We start from the raw sequence: 18,526 nt of genomic DNA, 5'->3' as shown, positions 1-18,526 counted from the left end.
GGACGAGGAAGTATTGCCCAGGGCCGAACATCTGCTCAATAGTGCGTCAGAAGTTCAATAGCGCGTCACAAGTGATGAGTTGGTCACTGATGGGCCCGCTCCGTGACCTTGATCTGCCCGCGCCGGATCGTCGCGAGGCGCGGCGCCTTCCGTGCGATCGCGCTGTCGTGCGTGACCATCACGAACGTCAGGCCGTGCTCCTTCCAGAGCCCTTCGAGCAGCTCCATGATCTCGTCGCGCATGGACTCGTCGAGGTTGCCGGTCGGCTCGTCGGCGAGCAGCACCTTCGGCCGCTTGACCAGGGCGCGGGCGATGGCGACGCGCTGCTGCTGGCCTCCGGAGAGCTCGGCGGGCAGGTGGCTGCGGCGCTCGCCGAGTCCCACCGACTCCAGGGCGTCGGCGGCGCGTTCGCGGCGGTCGGCGGCGCGCAGACCGAGGGGGACGAGCGCGGTCTCGACATTCTCCTCGGCGCTGAGCGTGGGAATCAGGTTGAAGGACTGGAAGACGAAGCCGATGGACTCGGCGCGGACCTTGGTCAGCCGCGCCTCGGGCAGCGCGGCCAGATCGACCCCGTCGAGCTCGACACTGCCGGACGTCGGCCGGTCGAGCCCGCCGAGCATCTGCAGGAGCGTGGACTTGCCGCCGCCCGTCGGGCCCTGGATGACGAGCCGGTCACCGTCGCCGATGGTCAGATCGACTCCGGCGAGGGCGTCGACGGTCTCCTTGCCCCTGCGGTACTGCTTGGTGACGCCTCTGAGCTGGTACATGGTGTGACTCCTGCGATACGTAAGGGGGTTGGCGGCGTGCGCGGTGGTCGCCGGCGCCGCCTACTCGACGCGGCGCAGGGCGTCCGCGGGCCGCAGCCGCGAGGCACGCCAGCCGCCGAAGGCGCCCGCGATGAGACCACCGGCCACGGCCAGGCCGACGGCGAGCGCGATGGTGGTGGCGCTGACCGGCGCGGTCAGCGAGATGTCCAGGGCCTTGGAGGCCGACTCGCTCAGCGCGGCTCCGGGACCGCCGCCCATCGCGCCGCCGGGTCCGCCGCCCATGCCGCCGCCCGACTGCCCGCCGGACGAGCCGAGCTGCGCCGTCAGGGTGGGGCTGATCGCCGTCACCACGTACGCCCCGCCGAGGCCGACGGCGATGCCGAGCGCTCCGCCCACCAGGCCGTTGACGACCGCCTCTCCGACGACCTGCCGGGTGACACGGCCGCTCTTCCAGCCGAGCGCCTTCAGGGTGCCGAACTCCCGTACGCGACGGCTGACGGCCGACGACGTGAGGAGCCCCGCGACCAGGAACGCCGCGACGAGCACGGCGACCGACAGCCACTTGCCGACGCTGGATGCGAGGTCGGACGCGGTGGAGAGCGAACCGGAGACGGTGTCGGCGAGATCGGCCGACGTGGTCACGGTCGTGCCGGAGATGTTCTTCTGGATGGCGCTCTTGACCGCGTCGATCTGCTGCGAGTCCGCGGCCTTGACGTACACGGTCGTGATCTTGTTCTTCGAGTCGGCGAGGGTCTGCGCGCGCCCCAGCGGGACGTAGAGGTTGGCCGCGGCGTCCCCGCTGTCGGGCGTCGCGATGCCGACGACCTTGATCTTGGTGCTCGAGATCGTGACGGTGTCACCGACGGAGAGCTTCTTCTCCTTGGCGTACGAGGCATCGGCGACGGCCACCTTGGCGTCGGACTCCGACCCCGTGAACGTACGCCCCTTGCTGATCCTGGACGAGGTCAGCGGGCCCAGGTCGAGCTTGCCGACGTCCGTGCCGTAGACGCTGTAGGAGTCGACGTCGAAGTCGGCGCCGCCGCCGCGCACCCGCCCCTCCTGCTGGTCGCCGCCGCCACCGCCGGGCGGCTGCCCCTTGCCCGTGGAGCCGCCGGGCGCCTGCTCGAACTCGCCCCGCTCGAACTGGCCGTTGACCTTCATGACCTGGAGGCTCAGCCCGCCGACGGCATCGGCGACGCCACTCTGGCCGCCCACCTCGGCGACGGTGGACGAGGAGAGCGTCTGGAAGCCCTGCACCATGACGCGGTCGCTGCTCTGCTCCTTGCCGTCCTCGTCGTCTGAATCCTTGGCGTCGAACTTGAAGCGGGGGCGCCCGCTCTGGCCGCTCCCCTCCTTGGGCGGGGTGGCCGCCTTGGTGACGGTCATGTCGGTGCCGAGCCCGTAGAGCGACTCGAGGACCTTGCCCTGCGCCTGCTTCATGCCGGACGACACGGAGCTGACGACGATGACCAGCGCGATGCCGAGAGCGAGTCCGGAGGCCACGACGAGGGCCGCTTTTCTGCGGCGGCGCAGCTCGCGCCTCAGGTACGTGAAGAACATGTGCGTGAAGCTAAGTACGCACCGTGATGAACGGATAAGGGCGGCATAAGAGAAGGATGAGAAGCCCGAACGGCAGCGGCCCGCACCCCCGTTGAGGGGTGCGGGCCGCTGCCGTATGAGTGAAGGAGGCTACCCGGGTCTCAGACCGCGGAACCGGCCTTCCACTGCGCCCAGTCCATGACCCAGCCGTTGAAGCCGTTGTCCGGCTGGACCGTCTTGTCGCCGGTGTTCCTGACGTCCACGACGTCACCGACCATCGAGTTGTCGTAGAACCAGGCGCCCGGGGTGCTCTTGTCGTTCGCGCCCTTGGCGTCTTCCAGGCCGACGCAGCCGTGGCTGGTGTTGGCGCCGCCGAAGATGGACTTGGCGCCCCAGTAGTTGCCGTGGATGAACGTGCCCGACTGGGACAGGCGCATGGCGTGCGGCACGTCCTTGATGTCGTACTCACCCTTGCCGTCGCCGTCCGTGAAGCCGACCGTCGCGCCGTCCATACGGGTCTCCTTGAACTTCTCGGAGATCACCATCTTGCCGTTGTACGTCTTGTTCTCCGGGGAGCCCGCGGAGATCGGGATGGTCTTGACGACCTTGTCGTCCCGCATGACCTTCATCGTCTTCGTCTTGGCGTCGACGATGGAGACCTGGTTACGGCCGATCTTGAACTGGACCGTCTTCTCCTGGACGCCGGTGACGCCGTCCGCGCCCTCGACGCCGTCCAGGGCCAGCTTCATCGTGACCGTGGAGTTGCCCTGCCAGTAGTCCTCGGGGCGGAAGTCGATGCGGTTGTTGCCGAACCAGTGGCCGACGACTTCCTGGCCGCTGCTGGACGACACCTTGATGGCGGACTGGACGTCCTTCTTGTTCGTGATCGCCTTGTCGAAGTTGATCGACACCGGCATGCCCACGCCGACCGTGGAGCCGTCCTCGGGCGTGAAGTTCCCGATGAAGCTGTTGCTCGGCGAGACCGTCGTGAACTTCGAGTTCTCGTGCGCCTTGCGGCCCTCGGAGTCCTTGGCCGTGGCACTGATCTTGTACGTGGTCGCCCGCTCCAGCTGGCCGCTGGGCTTCCAGCTCTTCTTGTCGGCAGCTATCTCGCCGGCCACGGCCGTACCCGCCTCGGTCGTCATCTTGACGTCCGTCAGCGAGCCGTTGCTCACCTTGACGGCGGCCGCGCTGTTGATGCTCGCGTTGTCGGAGCCGTCCTTGGGCGCGATCTTGATATCGGCGTCGGACGTCTTCTTGGCGGCTGCTTCGTCGACCTGGTTCTGCGACTCCTTGCCGCCGGCGCTGCTCTTGTCGCCGTCGTCACTGCTGCAGGCCGAGAGCACCAGGACGCCGCCGACCAGAGCGGATACGGCCGCAAGACCCTTGCGCCGTCCGCGCTGCCGCCTACTGTCCGTCATCACACGCTTCTCCATCGTTGCCGAAATCCCCAACACGCCAAGAACGCCGAGAGTCCCCGTAGTCCCGCATAACGTCCTGCCCGGTTCGTCCCGTTCCACTTCCGCCGAAGATGTGGGGAACACCACGTCATGCGATGCGCCGGTGACAGCCGTGCACCTCTGAGACGACGGAACCCCGGGCGGCGGTTGCCGTCCGGGGCTACGGGTTCCGTTTTTTCCGTCCGGCAGACGTACTACTTTCCGTCTACCGCCTGTTACCCCCGGCCACCGGCGCCGTCCCCATTGCCGTCCTCGTCGTCGTCATCATCCTCGTCCGGGTCCCAGTCAGGCGAATCGGGGTCGTAGTCGATCTGCTCGCTGCTCCAGGAGGCCTGCGAGAGCTCGACCCCGGGTACCGCGCTGACCAGGTCGAACGGGTCCACCAGATAGGCGAGTGCCTCCGCGTCGTCCTCCTTGACGGCCGTCTCGGCATGGAGACGCTCCTCGGCGGGCATGTGCTCGTCCTCCGCGATCCGGCGCAGCGCGGAGGCCGCGAGATCGCCGGAGTCGTCGACCTCCACCACCAATTCGACGCGGAGTCGTACAAAACGTGATGTCTCAGATGTGCTCATGAGTCGGAGCGTACGACCCATGACCCCCGCGACTTTCCCGCGACCCGCGCCTTTCATTACCATCGCCCCACACGGCCAATTCGCCAGCGCCACAAGGGGGATCCGATTCCGTGTCCGCACGTCGATCGCTGCTGACCGCCACTGCCGCAGGAGCCCTCCTCGGCGCCCTGTGGTTCGTCCCCTCCGCCAATGCGACGGCGACGTTCAGATCCCCGGAGGCCCCTGACGCCACCCGGGTCGTCCACACCGAACAGCGCCGCGCGACGCTGCCGTCGGACGAGACCGCCGACGCCGCCGGGACCACCGACACCGCCGCCCCGGCCGATGCCCGCCTCGCGGACACGGGCGCCGGCGTCGACACGACGCCGTACCTGATCGGCGGGACGGCGTTCCTGGGGCTCGGGGCCGGGTTCGTCGCGTATTCCGTACGGCGGGAGCAGCGGGGGCCCGCTTACTGAGGGGTGCTCTTCCCGGCTACTGAGGGGCGCTCTTCTCGGCCTGTCCCCGGGGGGTCATCTCCTGCGGGACGGCCGCCGGTGCGCCCAGCCTCGCCGCCCGTAGCGCGGGGAAGCCCGCGGCCACCAGGAGCGTCGCCACCACGCACACCAGGCCTCCCGCGGTCACCGCGGCCCGCGCGCTGCTCAGCTCGGCGAGGAAGCCGACCGCCGCGTTGCCGAGGGCCGGGGAGACCGTCGCCTGGACCATCCAGAGGCTGCTGACCCTGCCGCGCAGTTCGTCGGGGGTGCCGTGCTGGAGCAGGGCCGAGCGGAGGGTCTCGGAGATCAGGTCGCCGAGCCCGGCAAGGGCGAGCAGGACAAGGGCGAGGGGCAGGTACGACGTCAGCCCGAAGCCCGTCAGGGACAGACCCCATACGAGGACCGCCCCGACCAGCGCGTGCCCGCCCGCACGCGCCGTCCAGCCGCTGGTCGCGGCCCCGACGAGGGCGCCGAGCGCGGGCGCGGCGTAGAGCAGGCCGACCACTCCGGGCCCGCCGCCGAACTGCTCGTCCGCGAGGACCGGATACAGCGCCTGCGGCATCGTGAAGACCATCGCCGCCGCGTCGATGAGCAGCAGCCCGACGATGAGGCGGTGCCCCCGGACGAAGCGCACGCCGTCCGCCACGGCGGCGAACGCCTGCCGGACTCCCTTGCCCGAGGCTGCCGTCGAGGTCTTCGCGGGCGGCAGCGGGCGCACGAAGAGCAGGGCCACGGTGAAGACCAGGAAGCCTGCCGCGTCGACCGCGAAGCAGGCGGCGATTCCGGGTCCCGCGATGAGGACGCCGCCGAGCGCGGGGCCGAGCAGCGCGGCGAGCTGCGTGGACGCCGCCGTCAACGCGCCCGCAGCCGCGAGGCGTTCGGTGCCGACGAGGGCGGGGATCGCCGCCATCATCGCCGGTCCTCCGAGCCCCGCGAAGAGCCCGGTGAGGCCGGTGGCCACGTAGATCACCCACAGCTGGGGGTGCGGCAGGAGCGCGTTGGCCATGAGCCCGGCCGCGACGAACGTCAGGGGGAGCCGGGTCACCAGCATCAGGAGGCGGCGGTCCCTGCGGTCGGCGAGGACGCCGCCGATCAGTACGCCGACGACGAGCGGGAGCGCCCTGGCCAGGCTGACCAGGCCGATCTGGAGGGGCGATCCCGTGAGCTCGTAGATCTGCACGGCCACCGCGACGCTCGTCATCAGGGTGCCGAGCAGCGCGCCGAGGAAACCGGCGTAGAGGAGGCGGAAATCGCGGTGCTCGCGAAGCGGCGTGAGATCCATGGCGAGGCCGGACAGACGAGGCATGAGCGGCTCCAAAAGGGGTTAGGCCAGCCTTACTTGGATCACTCTGGCGGGGCCGTTCGTTAAAGTCAACGTGTGTGAAGTTCAAGGAAGGCGAGAGGAGATGCGCGAGACGGCCGCCGTCCCGACGGGAGCGGTACCTTCAGGGGCGATGCACAGTCAGACTCCGGAACAGACTCCGGAACCCGAATCCCCGCCCGGCGCCGCCAGGCCCCGGCGGCGCCCCACCCACCGGAAGGGCCGCGCCACCCTCACCCGCGAGGGCGTGGGCACGGCCGCCCTGGAGTTCCTCGGCGGCCGCCCGGCCGCCGAGCTGACCATGCGCTCACTCGCGGACGAGCTGGGCGTCTCGCCCCGGGCCCTCTACAACTACGTGGAGGACCGTCGGGATCTGATCACCGTCGCCGCCGAGGTCTTCGAGGCGCGGTGGCAGCCGCCGGAGCTCGACGCTCAGCAGTGGCGGGACTCCCTGCGCGGCTACCTCCGGGATCTGCGGGCCCACTACCGGCGCCATCCGGGCATGACCACCCTCGCGCTCGGCGAGAACATCACCACGGCCCGCCATCCGGCCATGCTGCGGAATGTCGACCGGCTCATCGGCTTCTTCACGGAGGTCGGCCTGCCCCTGCGCGACGCCTACCTCGCGTGTATGGAGTCCATCCGGCTTGTCGTCGGGTTCGTGGAGCTCCAGGACCGCGCGTTCGACCGGCCGCCCCCCGGCCTCGACCCCGCCGACCTGGAGCAGGTCCCACCGCCGTGGCTGCGGTCCGGCTCGTCCGGCGCCGGGGACGAGCTGCCGTACCTGCGCCGGGCGAGCGAGGAGCTGGCGGCCGAATCCCCTGACGCCCTCTTCGAGTTCGCGGTGGACGTCCTCCTTGAGGGGCTCGCGCGCCGGGCACTCGGGTGACCCTGGCCGCGCGGCACCACGGCCGGGTACGGGGCGGCCGCTAGGCATGCGGACATGAGATTCGAGCCCCGGCTGAAGAACACCGGAACCCCCCGCGCCCGCCGCATCCGCCTCGTCGGCGCCCTGTGTGCCGTCGCGGCATCGGCAGCCCTGGTGACAGGCTGCGGCGGGGACAGCGACAAGTCGTCCGCCGACGCGACATCGGAGGCGGCGAAGACCGTTCCGAAGGAGGCTCCGTCAAAGAGCCCCACGGGCAGCGCGTCCCTCACGCAGGACCAGCAGGAGCGCAAGGCGCTGCTCGCCGCCACCAAGGTCACCTACGACAAGGCCGCCGCCACGGCGGTGGACAAGGTCTCGGGCAGCAAGCTGACCGACCTCGACCTGGAGGGCCTGGACGACGACAACGACAGCGACGATGACGACGACGCGAGCGGGAGCCCCAGTCCGAGCCCGAGCGGCAGCGCGGCCGCCCCGCAGTGGGCCGCCGAGGTCGCCGAGAAGGACGGCACCGTGCACAACGTCCGCATCGACGCGGTCTCGGGCAAGGTGATCAGCTCCGCCCCCGAGAACGACCAGGACGCCGACGACAAGAAGGAGACGGCCGACTGGCTCTCCCGCGTCAAGCAGTCGCCGGAGCAGGCGGCCAAGGTGGCGACGGACAAGAAGAAGGGCACGGTCACGTCGATCGGCCTGGACGACAACGACAGCAACACGCTCATCTGGTCCGTCGACGTCGTCACCGACGACTGGAACAAGACCGACTTCGAGATCGACGCGGTCAAGGGCGACATCACCCGTGAGGACGTCGACCGCGACTGACCGCCCGTCACCGCGCGATGGGGGCGCCGTCACCAAGTGACGGCGCCCCCATCTGCGTACGTACGAGACGCCTGGGCTAGGCCAGCGGACCCGTCACCGGCTCCACCGCGTCGAGCAGCGCGCCGGAGCGCACGAACGCGTCGGCCGCCGCCAGGTCGGGCGCGAGGAAGCGGTCCGGGCCCGGACCCTCGACGCCCGCCTTGCGGATCGCCTCGATGACCGCCTGGGTCGCCGGGGCGGGCTTGAGGCCCTCGCGGAGTTCGACCGCGCGCGTCGCCGCGTACAGCTCGATCGCCACGATGCGGGTGAGGTTGTCGACCGCCGTGCGGAGCTTGCGGGCCGCCGACCAGCCCATCGAGACGTGGTCCTCCTGCATCGCGGAGGACGGGATCGAGTCGGCCGACGCCGGGACGGCGAGCCGCTTCATCTCGCTGACCAGGGCCGCCTGCGTGTACTGGGCGATCATGAGGCCCGAGTCCACGCCCGCGTCGTCCGCGAGGAACGGCGGCAGGCCGTGCGAGCGGTTCTTGTCGAGCAGGCGGTCCGTGCGGCGCTCGGTGATCGAGCCGAGGTCCGCGGCGGCGATCGCGAGGAAGTCCAGGACGTACGCGACGGGCGCCCCGTGGAAGTTGCCGTTCGACTCGACGCGGCCGTCGGGCAGGACCACCGGGTTGTCGACGGCGGCGGCGAGCTCGCGCTCGGCGACCAGGCGCGCGTGCGCCATCGTGTCGCGCCCCGCGCCCGCCACCTGCGGCGCGCACCGCACCGAGTACGCGTCCTGCACGCGCGGCGCGTCGTCCTGGTGGTGTCCTGTCAGGCCCGAACCGGCGAGGACCGCGAGCATGTTGGCGGCCGACGCCCCCTGGCCCGGATGCGGCCGGATGGCGTGCAGCTCGGGGGCGAGGACCTTGGCGGTGCCCAGGAGCGCCTCAAGGGTGAGGGCCGCGGTGATGTCGGCGGACTTGTAAAGGGCGTCGAGGTCGGCGAGGGCCATCACCAGCATGCCGAGCATGCCGTCGGTGCCGTTCAGGAGGGCCAGGCCCTCCTTCTCACGCAGCTCGACCGGCGTGATGCCGTGCGCGGCGAGCAGCTCGCCCGCCGGCTTCAGCTCGCCGTCCGGCCCTTCGGCGTCGCCCTCGCCCATGAGCGTCAGCGCGCAGTGGCTGAGCGGCGCGAGGTCGCCGGAGCAGCCGAGCGAGCCGTACTCGTGGACGACGGGCGTGATCCCGGCGTTGAGCACGTCGGCCATGGTCCGGGCGACCTCGGGGCGCACGCCCGTACGGCCGGAGCAGACGGTCTTCAGGCGCAGGAACATCAGCGCGCGCACCACCTCGCGCTCCACGCGCGGGCCCATCCCGGCCGCGTGCGAGCGGACGATGTTGCGCTGCAGCTGGGCGCGGAGGTCCGGGCCGATGTGCCGGCTGGCGAGGGCGCCGAAGCCGGTCGACACGCCGTAGACCGGCTCGGGCTTGGCCGCGAGGGCGTCGACGATCTCGCGGGATGCGGCGAGGGCGGTCACGGCTTCGGCCGAAAGGTCGATGCGGGCGTTGCCGCGCGCGACGGCGATGACGTCCGCTGCGGTTGTCCCGGACGTCCCCAGGACCACGGTGTGCATATCCATATTCAGCAGCGTACGGACTGAATCGCCAGGTGTCACGGGTGGATACGTACTGAGCCACTTACTCAGGGGGCGATGCCGCGCCCCAGTAGGGGCGCGGGGCTGAGACATGTGCGGCTCCGCCGCGTGGGCGCGACAAGCCCCCACCGGCCCGCAGGCGATTCACCGAGCCCCCCGCCCGCCTTCCCTGGGGGCCCGCGGCTCCCGCTCACCGCCCCGCGGCTCCGGCTCACGCCCCCGGAAGCGGCGCCTCTCCCCCGCAGGGCGCGACCCCTCCGAGTTCGCGAGCCGCACCACCGGGTCATCGGCACCCTCGCGCCCCGCGACGACCGGCTTCGGCGCGCGGGCCGCCTTCGCGCGGTACTGGGCGGCGTCCGCGAGGCGGAACAGGCGGCGGGCCGAGCGGACCTCGCCGATCGGGTCCTCCGTGGAGGCGACCCCGCACGCGACACCGTCCCCCAGCTCCAACTCGAAGGCGCGAAGGCACAGTTCATCGGCGACCCGCACCACCTCATCGGCCGCGGGCCCCACCGAGAGCAGGCAGAACTCGTCGCCGCCGAGCCGCGCCGCCAGCGTCCCAGGCAGCATCGCCCCGCACAGGGAGAGCACCGAACCAAAGCGTTCGAGGAGGCGGTCGCCGACCGCGTGACCCTGGGTGTCGTTGACCCACTTGAGCCCGTTCACGTCACACACGACGAGGCTCACCACCGTCCCGTCCGCGCGGTGCCGCTCCACCGCCTCTTCGAGCCGCAGATCGACCGCGCGCCGGTTGGCGAGCCCCGTCAACGAGTCGGTGAAGGCGAGACGGCGGGCCTCCTCAAGCCGTTCGGTCTGCGCGATGCCCGCCGCGACGACCGAGGCGAGCACCGTGGCGAAGTCCGCGTCCTCGCGGCCGAAGACCGGCGCCCCCACCGGGCGCGCCACATACAGCTCGCCCCACGCCCGCCCGTGCAGCACGATCGGCGCGACCACGCAGCAGCCGCGCCCGCGCCTACGCAGGGCGGCCACGCGCTGGTGGCAGTAGCCCGGGGCGGGGGCCTTCGACGTATCCATCGGTCCCCGCGCCGTCTCGACCCAGGCGTGCGGCTCGCCGCCGCCCGCCCAGCGCTCGTGCAGGAACTCGGTGATCTCCGGGAACTCGTTCACCGGATACGCCTCGCGCTCCGGGAACTCTTCCTCCCCCTCGGCCCGTTCGCCCACGTTCACGAGCACCCTCAGCCGCCCGAGATCGCGCTCCCAGACGGACAGAGCCGCGAAATTCCCCGCCAGCGCACGGCACGCGCCACGGGCGGCGGCCCGCCAGGACTCACGCGGAGTGTGCGCGGCGGCCATCCCCTGCGCCAGCACGACCACGGCCCGCAGCCGGAGATCCTCTCCCATCTCCCTAGGCTAGGAGATTTACGACATTTTGGGCGATCGGAACATTACGCAGAGTGGGGGCCGCATGGATCATTCACTCCCCGGGCCAGTCCGGCTTCCGCTTCTCGTTGAACGCCGCGACGCCCTCCGCCCGGTCCCCGGAGAAGGCCACCGAGCGCCAGGCCGCGTCCTCGACCTCCAGGCCGGCGCGCAGGTCGAGCCCGTGCCCGAGCCGCAGGGCGCGCTTGGCGGCGCGCAGCCCGACGGGCGAGTTGGCGGCGATCCGCGCGGCGAGCGCGAGCGCTTCCGTACGGTCGTCACCCTCGCCCACGAGGTGATCAACGAGCCCCAACTCCCGCGCCTCGGCGGCCTCCACACGCCGCGCGGTGAAGATCAGCTCGGCGGCCCCGGCCGCGCCCACGCGGCGCGGCAGGAGCTGCGTACCGCCGCCGCCCGGGATCACGCCGACCGACACCTCGGGGAGTCCGACCACGGCGGTCGGGTCGGCGACGATGAGATCGCAGGCGAGCGCGAGCTCGAACCCGCCGCCGAGCGCGAAGCCGTGCAGGGCCGCGACGGTCGGCATGGGCAGTTCGAGTACGCCGGTGTAGGCGGCCCGTGCGGTGGGCCGCTGGCGCACCAACTCGGCGTCGGAGAAGGAGTTGCGCTCCTTCAGGTCGGCGCCGACGCAGAAGGCCCGCTCATGGGTGGAGGTGACGACCACGACGCGGGCGTCACGGTCCTGCGCGAGGGCGGCGCAGGCGGAGCCGATGGAGCGGGCCATGTCCGTGGACACGGCGTTCATGGCCTTGGGCCGGTCAAGGACGAGCTCGGCGACATAGCCGTGCCACCTGACGCCGACGAATTCCCCGAAGCGCTGCTCGTCGCCCATTGCTTCCTCCGCATCTGGTTAACGCCCGTTACCGGGCCGCCCTGCGGATCATGCCACCGCTACGGGGCGATCGGGTGGGCAGGCGGAAAAATTCCGCCGCGAACCAGCGGTCGAACGGGCCTCAGCCGCGCCGGGCCAGCAGCCAGGGCTCGACGACACCGAGGCCTCGCACGGGCCGCTGCCACATCGGCTGCAGGGCAAAGCGGTAGGAGGGCGGCTCCGAGCCCTCCTTCTCCGCGGCCTCGGCGGCCTCCGCCGCTTCCGTCTCGGAGGCGGGCGCGTCCCCTGTCCGCGTCAGCTCCTCGGCGAGCGCGCCGTCCACAAGCACCGCGTCCCGAGGCGCTATCGAGGTGAGGCGGCTGGCGAGATTCACCGTCGTGCCGAACACATCGCCCATCCGCGTCGTGACCGTGCCGAAGGCGATGCCGACGCGCAGCTCGGGCATCGTCTCGTCGTTCGCCATGGTCTCGATCAGCCGCAGGGCGATCTCCGCGGCCACGCCCGCGTTGTCGGCGGCGTACAGGACTTCGTCGCCCAGCGTCTTGATGAGCCGTCCGCCGTGCGCGGCGACAAGGTCCGCGGCGGTGGTCTCGAAGGCCTCGACGAGCTCGCCGAGTTCTTCTTCCTCCATGCGCCGGGTGAGCCGGGTGAAGCCGACGAGGTCGGCGAACCCGACGGCGAGCCGCCGGTCGACCATCTCCTCGTCATCGGCGGCCTGCACGACCCGCCCGGTGGCCGCGGCAAGCTGCCGCCGCCACACATAGACGAGGAACTCCTCCAGCTCGGGCAGCAGAAGCTCTATCAACGGATAGGTCACTTCGGTCCGCGTCATGCCCGGCTCGGGCGGCTCCGTCAGACCCTCCAGGAAGGAGTCGATCTGCCATTCGGCCAGGCGGGCGGTGGTCTGCCCGGTCGACCGGGCCACCTGCACCGCCATCGCCTCGCTGAGCAGGCCCGCCTCGACGAGACCGGCGAGGCGGCGCAGCGCGAGCACGTCCGCCTCGGTCAGGGCCTTGGCCTGGCCGACGTCGGGGAAGCCCATGGCCCGCCAGAAGCGGGAGGCCAGCTCCATGGACACGCCGGCGCTGCGGGCCGCCTGGAACGGGGTGTACCGGCGGTCCGCGCCGAGGATCAGCCCCTCGAGACGCAGGGCGAGGGGATCCTTCTCCGGATCCCCCGGCTTCTCGTCCCCGGAGTCCATCGAGTCGAACGTATGGGTGACGGACCCAGCGGTACGTCCGGGCTCGCCGTCGGGGGATGCACCCGTGCCGGAGCCCGTGTCGTCGACGGTCACGCCTGCTGCCCTTCCGATCTGCCGCGGTCAGGTATCGACCGGCGCCAACTTTACGGCAGGTGTGCCGCAGCTCACGCCTTTCCTGGCGGGGCGCCTCGGACAGTGGGTCCCCGCAGCTGCGCTGACGAACACACTTTCCCCACCCACCCGCCCGTTTGCCCCGCATCCTCACCTGAACGAACAAGCTTTCCCACCCACCCACCCGATTGCCCCGCGGTGGCAGGAGATGGGGGGCCACGGGTGATCTGCCGGGGCGGGGCAGCACATGCCCGAGGGTGCGATGCACCGCAGCCACAGGCCCTCGGGCCCCACTCACCCGCAGACGGCAGCGAGACGCGAGGGGACGTGCCGGTATGTCCGCCCGGAGCACGGTTCGCGGCGCTCCGGAGCCGAAGCAACCCCACGGCCACCGGACGATAGCGAGGACGGACATACCGGCGCGGCCCCGCACCCGAGGACGGGGGAGCCCGCAGCGCACGCACCCGCACGCGAGGAGACGTCCGATATGTCCGCCCGGAGCACGGCTCCCAGCACTCCGGCACCGAAGCAACCCCACGGCACATACCGGCACAGCTCCGGAGCCCCGGAGCCCCAGAGCCCCGGCCAAGCCCCCTACGCACCCCGCAAATGCACAACATCCCCCGCCCCCACAGGCTCCTGAACCCCCTCCCCCGTAGCCAGCACAAGCCGCCCGTCGCCGTCCACAGCCACCGCCTCCCCCGTGATCGACCGATCACCCGGCAGCTCCGCCCGGACCTTGCGGCCGAGCGTCGCGCAGCCCGCCGCGTACGTCTCCTGGAGGCGGGACGCCACCGGATCGCCCTCCGCCGCGCGCCAGTCCCCGTACCACTGCTCAAGAGAACGCAGCACCGCCCGCAACACCGTGTCCCGGTCAGTGCTCACCGCCCCGGCCAGCGCCAGCGACCCCGCCCCGGGCACCGGCAGCTCATCCGCCCGCAGGGTCACGTTGATCCCGATGCCGACCACCACGCCTCCACCTCCCCCATCCACAGCCACAGAGCCCGCCCGCTCCGCCAGGATTCCCCCCGCCTTCCGTTCCTCTCCTTCCACCGTCACCAGCAGGTCGTTCGGCCACTTCAGCGCCGTGTCCACCCCCGCCGACCGCGAAAGCCCCGTGGCGACGGCGACCCCCGTGAGCAGCGGCAGCCACCCCCACCGCTCCACCGGCACGGCCGGACCCGGCTTCAGGAGCACGGAGAAGAAGAGCCCCGAGCGAGCGGGAGCCGACCAGCGGCGGTCCAGGCGCCCGCGCCCCGAGCTCTGCTCCTCGGCGACAAGGACCGCGCCCTCGGGCAGCTCGTCCGCCCGCGCGGCCAGATCCGTGTTGGTCGACCCCGTCGCGGGCACCACGTCCAGAGAGGTCCACAGACCCCCGTCCCGCACCAGCGCCCGCCGCAACGACGCGACGTTCAGCGGCGGCCTGTCGAGGTCGGACCAACGGTTGCCCCCAGGGACATCGGAAGGGAGGTCCGAAGGGAGGTCGGAAGGGAGGTCGGACGAGTCGTCTGAAGCATCTCGCGGCGTCATGCAAGCCACCTTAGGTGTGGTAAACGCCGCACTGCCGATCCGTATGCACGCCGATACCCTACGAGTCAGTAGCAAGCGATCACCAGCAGCCGCAAGCCGCATCCGCAAGCCGCCAGTCGCCCCTTTGAGCAGGCAGGGAGCCGCATCCCTATGTCCGAGCCGGAAGAGCCCAACGTGCCCGTGCCAAGCGCCGCAAGCGATACCGAGACCACCACCGAGGGCCACGGCCCCACCCCCGGTATCGACATCCATACGACTGCGGGAAAGCTCGCTGATCTGCAGCGCCGCATCGAGGAGGCCAAGCACGCCGGTTCGGCTCGCGCGGTCGAGAAGCAGCACGCCAAGGGCAAGTTGACGGCGCGCGAACGCATCGACCTGCTCCTGGACGAGCACTCCTTCGTCGAGTTCGACGAGTTCGCCCAGCACCGTTCGACCGACTTCGGCCTGGAGGCCAACCGCCCTTACGGCGACGGAGTCGTGACCGGTTACGGCACCGTCGACGGCCGTCCCGTGGCCGTCTTCTCCCAGGACTTCACCGTCTTCGGCGGCGCCCTGGGCGAGGTCTACGGCCAGAAGATCGTCAAGGTCATGGACTTCGCCCTGAAGACCGGCTGTCCGGTCATCGGCATCAACGACTCCGGCGGCGCCCGCATCCAGGAGGGCGTCATGGCCCTCGGGATGTACGGAGAGATCTTCCGCCGCAACACGCACGCATCCGGCGTGATCCCGCAGATCAGCCTGGTCGTCGGGCCGTGCGCCGGCGGCGCCGTCTACTCCCCCGCCATCACCGACTTCACGGTCATGGTCGACCAGACCTCGCACATGTTCATCACCGGGCCCGACGTCATCAAGACGGTCACCGGCGAGGACGTCGGCTTCGAGGAGCTCGGCGGTGCCCGCACCCACAACAGCACCTCCGGTGTCGCGCACCACATGGCGGGCGACGAGAAGGACGCGATCGAGTACGTCAAGTCCCTTCTCTCCTACCTGCCTTCGAACAACCTCAGCGAGCCGCCCGCCTTCCCCGAGGACGCGGACCTGGAGCTGACGGACGAGGACCGCGAGCTCGACACCCTCATCCCGGACAGCGCGAACCAGCCGTACGACATGCACACGGTGATCGAACACGTCCTGGACGACGCCGAGTTCTTCGAGACGCAGCCGCTGTTCGCGCCGAACATCCTCACCGGCTTCGGCCGCATCGAGGGCCGCCCGGTGGGCATCGTCGCCAACCAGCCGACACAGTTCGCCGGTTGCCTGAACATCGACGCCTCCGAGAAGGGCGCCCGCTTCGTCCGCACCTGCGACGCGTTCAACGTCCCGGTCATCACCTTCGTCGACGTGCCGGGCTTCCTGCCGGGCGTCGAGCAGGAGCACACGGGCATCATCCGCCGCGGCGCGAAGCTGATCTACGCGTACGCGGAGGCGACGGTCCCGCTGATCACCGTCATCACCCGCAAGGCGTTCGGCGGCGCGTACGACGTCATGGGCTCCAAGCACCTGGGCGCCGATCTCAACCTGGCCTGGCCGACCGCGCAGATCGCGGTGATGGGCGCGCAGGGCGCGGTGAACATCCTGCACCGCAAGACCATCGCCGCGGCCGAGGCCTCGGGCGACGTGGAGGCGACCCGCGCCCGCCTGATCCAGGAGTACGAGGACCGGCTGCTCAACCCGTACACGGCCGCGGAGCGCGGCTACATCGACACCGTGATCATGCCGTCGGAGACCCGCTCCCACCTGGTGCGCGGCCTGCGTCAGCTGCGTACGAAGCGGGAGTCCCTGCCCCCGAAGAAGCACGGCAACATCCCCCTCTAGACCGTGCCCCAGTGAGGAGACCGTTCATGATCAAGGTCGTACGGGGCAATCCCACCCCGGAGGAGCTGGCCGCCGCACTCGCGGTGGTCCAGGCGCGCGCCGCGGCGGTCGCGAACCAGCCGTCCGGCGCGCCCGCGGCCCTCGACGCCTGGGCCGACCCCGCGCGTGTGGCCCGCCACCGGCTGCCCGCACCGGGGCCGACGGCGTGGGGCCGCACCTACTGGCCCGGGTAGCCGGGCGGGGTGACACCAGAATGAGTGGGACGGGCCGGGGCGCCTGAGTACGCGTACTCAGGCGCCCCGCCGCCTCCGCGCGCAGTATCGGTTTCATGCTGTGGTCGGATCCGGAGGACAGCCCTCCCAAGGACATGCGGGACATGCAGGCGAAGATGCGCCGTGCGGGACTCGTCCTTGCCCTGGCGATGGTCGTGGCGATGTTCGTCCTGGGCATCCACTGAGACATTCGCCGGGACGTCGGCCGAGACTCCCCGAGACATCGACCGAGACCCCGCTGACCGCTGAGGCATCCGCAGCGGCTCGCTAACCTGACCGCATGAGTGATCAGCCCCGACAGCCCCGCCGTCTCGTCCTCGCCTCCAAGTCCCCCGCCCGGCTCGGCCTCCTGCGCCAGGCAGGCCTCGCCCCCGAGGTGATCGTCAGCGGGGTCGACGAGGACGCGATCTCCGCACCGACCCCCGCCGAGCTCGCGCTCGCCCTGGCCGAGGCCAAGGCGTCGGTCGTCTCCGCGCGCCCGGACGCCAAGGGCGCCCTGGTCGTCGGCTGCGACTCGGTCCTCGAACTGGACGGCCAGGCGCTCGGCAAGCCCGCCGACGCCGAGGAGGCCACCGCCCGCTGGAAGTCCATGCGCGGCCGCGCGGGCGTCCTGCAGACCGGCCACTGCGTGTACGACACCGCGGCGGGACGCCACGTCTCGGCGCTCGCCTCGACCGTCGTGCGCTTCGGCGAGCCTTCGGACGAGGAGATCGCCGCGTACGTGGCCAGCGGCGAACCGCTGCACGTGGCGGGCGCGTTCACGCTCGACGGCCGCTCGGCGCCCTTCGTCGACTCGATCGAGGGCGACCACGGCAACGTCATCGGCCTCTCGCTGCCGCTGCTCCGCCGCCTCCTCGCCGAACTGGGCGTCGGCATCACGGAGTTGTGGGCGGAGTAACCCGGCAAGACGGCGGCCCCAGCAGCCTCAGTGGCCCCAAGGGGCACCACGAGGCGCCAAGAAGGCCCCAGGAGGGCTCAGGCGGGCTGTGGGGCGCCGTTCTCCGGCGCGCCGCCGCCCGCTGCCCCGCTGCTCGCGCGCGGCTCGTCGGCGACCTCCTCGGGCTTCTTGTCGTAGGCCACCAGCGTCAGCACGATCAGGCCGAGCACGACCATCATGAAGACGAAGGCGGGCCAGCCCACCAGGCCGACCGAGAACGCCCCGAGCAGTCCGTGCACCACTGCGGCGCTGATCAGAAGGAGCCGCCCGAAGCGGCCCGGCGCGCGGTCGCGTATCGCCGAGCGCGCCATGACGACGCCGCACAGCGCGAGGTAGAGGCCGAAGACGCCGCCCGCGATCCACGTCGACACGGACATCGCGTGCGGGTCGAGCCCGGCGAGCGACATGTCCTGCTTGTTCACGACAAGCCCCAGGAACCAGTTGAGCAACGCGATGCCCACCGCCTCCACCAAGAGCACGATCGCGCCCACCCAGGCCACCGGTCTACGCGCCACGGCGCCCACCCTCTTCCGCTGTTACCACCAGTACGTCCCAGACATCGCGAACGCTACTAACGGGTAAACCAGGGGACAAGGGCTCTGCCGAAGGCAAAGAATCATTGGGCCATTCGTAGGGACTCCACAAAGAATGGCCCTCTGCCGCAGCACGCTCTCACAGAGACCTTGACCACACCGGCGCGTTAGTCTCACCGGAAGGGACCCTGCGTACCGTGGTGCGACAAGGGATTTCGCGGACGGGCAGGCCCCGGATCACGCTCCGTGTGGGCAAGCTCACCATTGGGGACGGGTCGAAAGGTCGTGTCGGCAGTCCCTAAACTCGGCTTGTTTCAAGGAGGGAGCCATCGTGCGCAAGGTGCTCATCGCCAACCGTGGCGAAATCGCTGTCCGCGTTGCTCGGGCATGCCGGGATGCAGGGATCGCGAGCGTA

At 70.9% G+C, this 18,526-nt stretch carries 19 protein-coding genes; 8 read left to right on the top strand and 11 right to left on the bottom strand.

From position 1 onward, the window contains the following. Positions 1-83: 83 nt before the first annotated feature. From ABZ833_RS34560 to ABZ833_RS34545, 4 genes are all read right to left on the bottom strand, one after another. Positions 84-767 (bottom strand): ABC transporter ATP-binding protein, encoded by a 684-nt coding sequence (locus ABZ833_RS34560; protein WP_361055270.1) that lies wholly within the window; start codon positions 765-767, stop codon positions 84-86. Between the two features lie 60 nt (positions 768-827). Continuing rightward, complete coding sequence (locus ABZ833_RS34555; protein ID WP_361055267.1) at positions 828-2,327, bottom strand: ABC transporter permease; 1,500 nt, start codon at positions 2,325-2,327, stop codon at positions 828-830. Between the two features lie 140 nt (positions 2,328-2,467). After that, positions 2,468-3,727, bottom strand: coding sequence for an Ig-like domain-containing protein (locus tag ABZ833_RS34550; RefSeq protein ID WP_361055264.1), 1,260 nt, complete (start codon positions 3,725-3,727; stop codon positions 2,468-2,470). A 254-nt stretch (positions 3,728-3,981) separates the two neighbouring features. Next, positions 3,982-4,338, bottom strand: coding sequence for a hypothetical protein (locus tag ABZ833_RS34545; RefSeq protein WP_361055261.1), 357 nt, complete (start codon positions 4,336-4,338; stop codon positions 3,982-3,984). A gap of 110 nt (positions 4,339-4,448) precedes the next feature. On the opposite strand from ABZ833_RS34545, the gene ABZ833_RS34540 reads away from it, so the two are divergent. Beyond that, complete coding sequence (locus ABZ833_RS34540; protein WP_361055258.1) at positions 4,449-4,796, top strand: hypothetical protein; 348 nt, start codon at positions 4,449-4,451, stop codon at positions 4,794-4,796. Positions 4,797-4,812: 16 nt separating this feature from the next. Here the strand turns inward: ABZ833_RS34540 and ABZ833_RS34535 are convergent, their stop codons facing one another. After that, positions 4,813-6,120, bottom strand: a complete 1,308-nt coding sequence (locus ABZ833_RS34535; RefSeq protein ID WP_361055255.1) for an MFS transporter — start codon at positions 6,118-6,120, stop codon at positions 4,813-4,815. A gap of 148 nt (positions 6,121-6,268) precedes the next feature. On the opposite strand from ABZ833_RS34535, the gene ABZ833_RS34530 reads away from it, so the two are divergent. Continuing rightward, entirely contained in the window at positions 6,269-7,024 is a 756-nt protein-coding gene (locus tag ABZ833_RS34530; RefSeq protein WP_361055252.1) for a TetR/AcrR family transcriptional regulator, read from the top strand. A 54-nt stretch (positions 7,025-7,078) separates the two neighbouring features. Next, entirely contained in the window at positions 7,079-7,843 is a 765-nt protein-coding gene (locus ABZ833_RS34525) for a PepSY domain-containing protein (protein ID WP_361055248.1), read from the top strand. Positions 7,844-7,919: 76 nt separating this feature from the next. Here ABZ833_RS34525 and hutH read toward each other — a convergent pair whose 3' ends face one another. The 5 genes from hutH to ABZ833_RS34500 all read right to left on the bottom strand — a co-directional run bounded on the left by hutH (position 7,920) and on the right by ABZ833_RS34500 (position 14,554). Continuing rightward, positions 7,920-9,458, bottom strand: coding sequence for a histidine ammonia-lyase (gene hutH / locus ABZ833_RS34520; RefSeq protein WP_361055773.1), 1,539 nt, complete (start codon positions 9,456-9,458; stop codon positions 7,920-7,922). A 165-nt stretch (positions 9,459-9,623) separates the two neighbouring features. Next, positions 9,624-10,841: a sensor domain-containing diguanylate cyclase gene (locus ABZ833_RS34515; protein ID WP_361055245.1), complete on the bottom strand. Its 1,218-nt coding sequence runs from the start codon at positions 10,839-10,841 to the stop codon at positions 9,624-9,626. Positions 10,842-10,914: 73 nt separating this feature from the next. Further along, positions 10,915-11,712, bottom strand: coding sequence for an enoyl-CoA hydratase-related protein (locus tag ABZ833_RS34510; RefSeq protein ID WP_361055242.1), 798 nt, complete (start codon positions 11,710-11,712; stop codon positions 10,915-10,917). 121 nt (positions 11,713-11,833) lie between these two features. Beyond that, positions 11,834-12,913 (bottom strand): adenylate/guanylate cyclase domain-containing protein, encoded by a 1,080-nt coding sequence (locus tag ABZ833_RS34505; RefSeq protein ID WP_249592873.1) that lies wholly within the window; start codon positions 12,911-12,913, stop codon positions 11,834-11,836. Positions 12,914-13,618: 705 nt separating this feature from the next. After that, the gene (locus ABZ833_RS34500; protein WP_361055239.1) at positions 13,619-14,554 is read right to left on the bottom strand and encodes a biotin--[acetyl-CoA-carboxylase] ligase; all 936 of its coding nucleotides are present in this window, start codon (positions 14,552-14,554) and stop codon (positions 13,619-13,621) included. 150 nt (positions 14,555-14,704) lie between these two features. Between ABZ833_RS34500 and ABZ833_RS34495 the strand changes: the two genes are divergently transcribed. The 4 genes from ABZ833_RS34495 (at position 14,705) to ABZ833_RS34480 (ending at position 17,539) form a co-directional block, all read left to right on the top strand. Next, positions 14,705-16,369: an acyl-CoA carboxylase subunit beta gene (locus ABZ833_RS34495; protein WP_361055236.1), complete on the top strand. Its 1,665-nt coding sequence runs from the start codon at positions 14,705-14,707 to the stop codon at positions 16,367-16,369. Positions 16,370-16,395: 26 nt separating this feature from the next. Beyond that, positions 16,396-16,602, top strand: a complete 207-nt coding sequence (locus ABZ833_RS34490) for an acyl-CoA carboxylase subunit epsilon (protein WP_361055233.1) — start codon at positions 16,396-16,398, stop codon at positions 16,600-16,602. Between the two features lie 95 nt (positions 16,603-16,697). After that, a complete protein-coding gene (locus ABZ833_RS34485; protein ID WP_361055230.1) occupies positions 16,698-16,826 on the top strand; it encodes a hypothetical protein in 129 nt (42 codons plus the stop codon). Positions 16,827-16,921: 95 nt separating this feature from the next. After that, complete coding sequence (locus ABZ833_RS34480; protein WP_361055227.1) at positions 16,922-17,539, top strand: nucleoside triphosphate pyrophosphatase; 618 nt, start codon at positions 16,922-16,924, stop codon at positions 17,537-17,539. A gap of 77 nt (positions 17,540-17,616) precedes the next feature. Here ABZ833_RS34480 and ABZ833_RS34475 read toward each other — a convergent pair whose 3' ends face one another. Further along, complete coding sequence (locus tag ABZ833_RS34475; protein WP_361055224.1) at positions 17,617-18,093, bottom strand: hypothetical protein; 477 nt, start codon at positions 18,091-18,093, stop codon at positions 17,617-17,619. A 349-nt stretch (positions 18,094-18,442) separates the two neighbouring features. Here ABZ833_RS34475 and ABZ833_RS34470 point away from each other — a divergent pair. Further along, positions 18,443-18,526 (top strand): biotin carboxylase N-terminal domain-containing protein (locus tag ABZ833_RS34470; RefSeq protein ID WP_355335748.1); only part of this gene is annotated, 84 nt, incomplete at its 3' end.

Origin of the sequence: Streptomyces sp. NPDC047525 (assembly GCF_040643025.1) — a bacterium.
Lineage (GTDB): Bacteria > Actinomycetota > Actinomycetes > Streptomycetales > Streptomycetaceae > Streptomyces > Streptomyces durmitorensis.
This window is presented reverse-complemented; position numbering and strand designations above follow the sequence as displayed.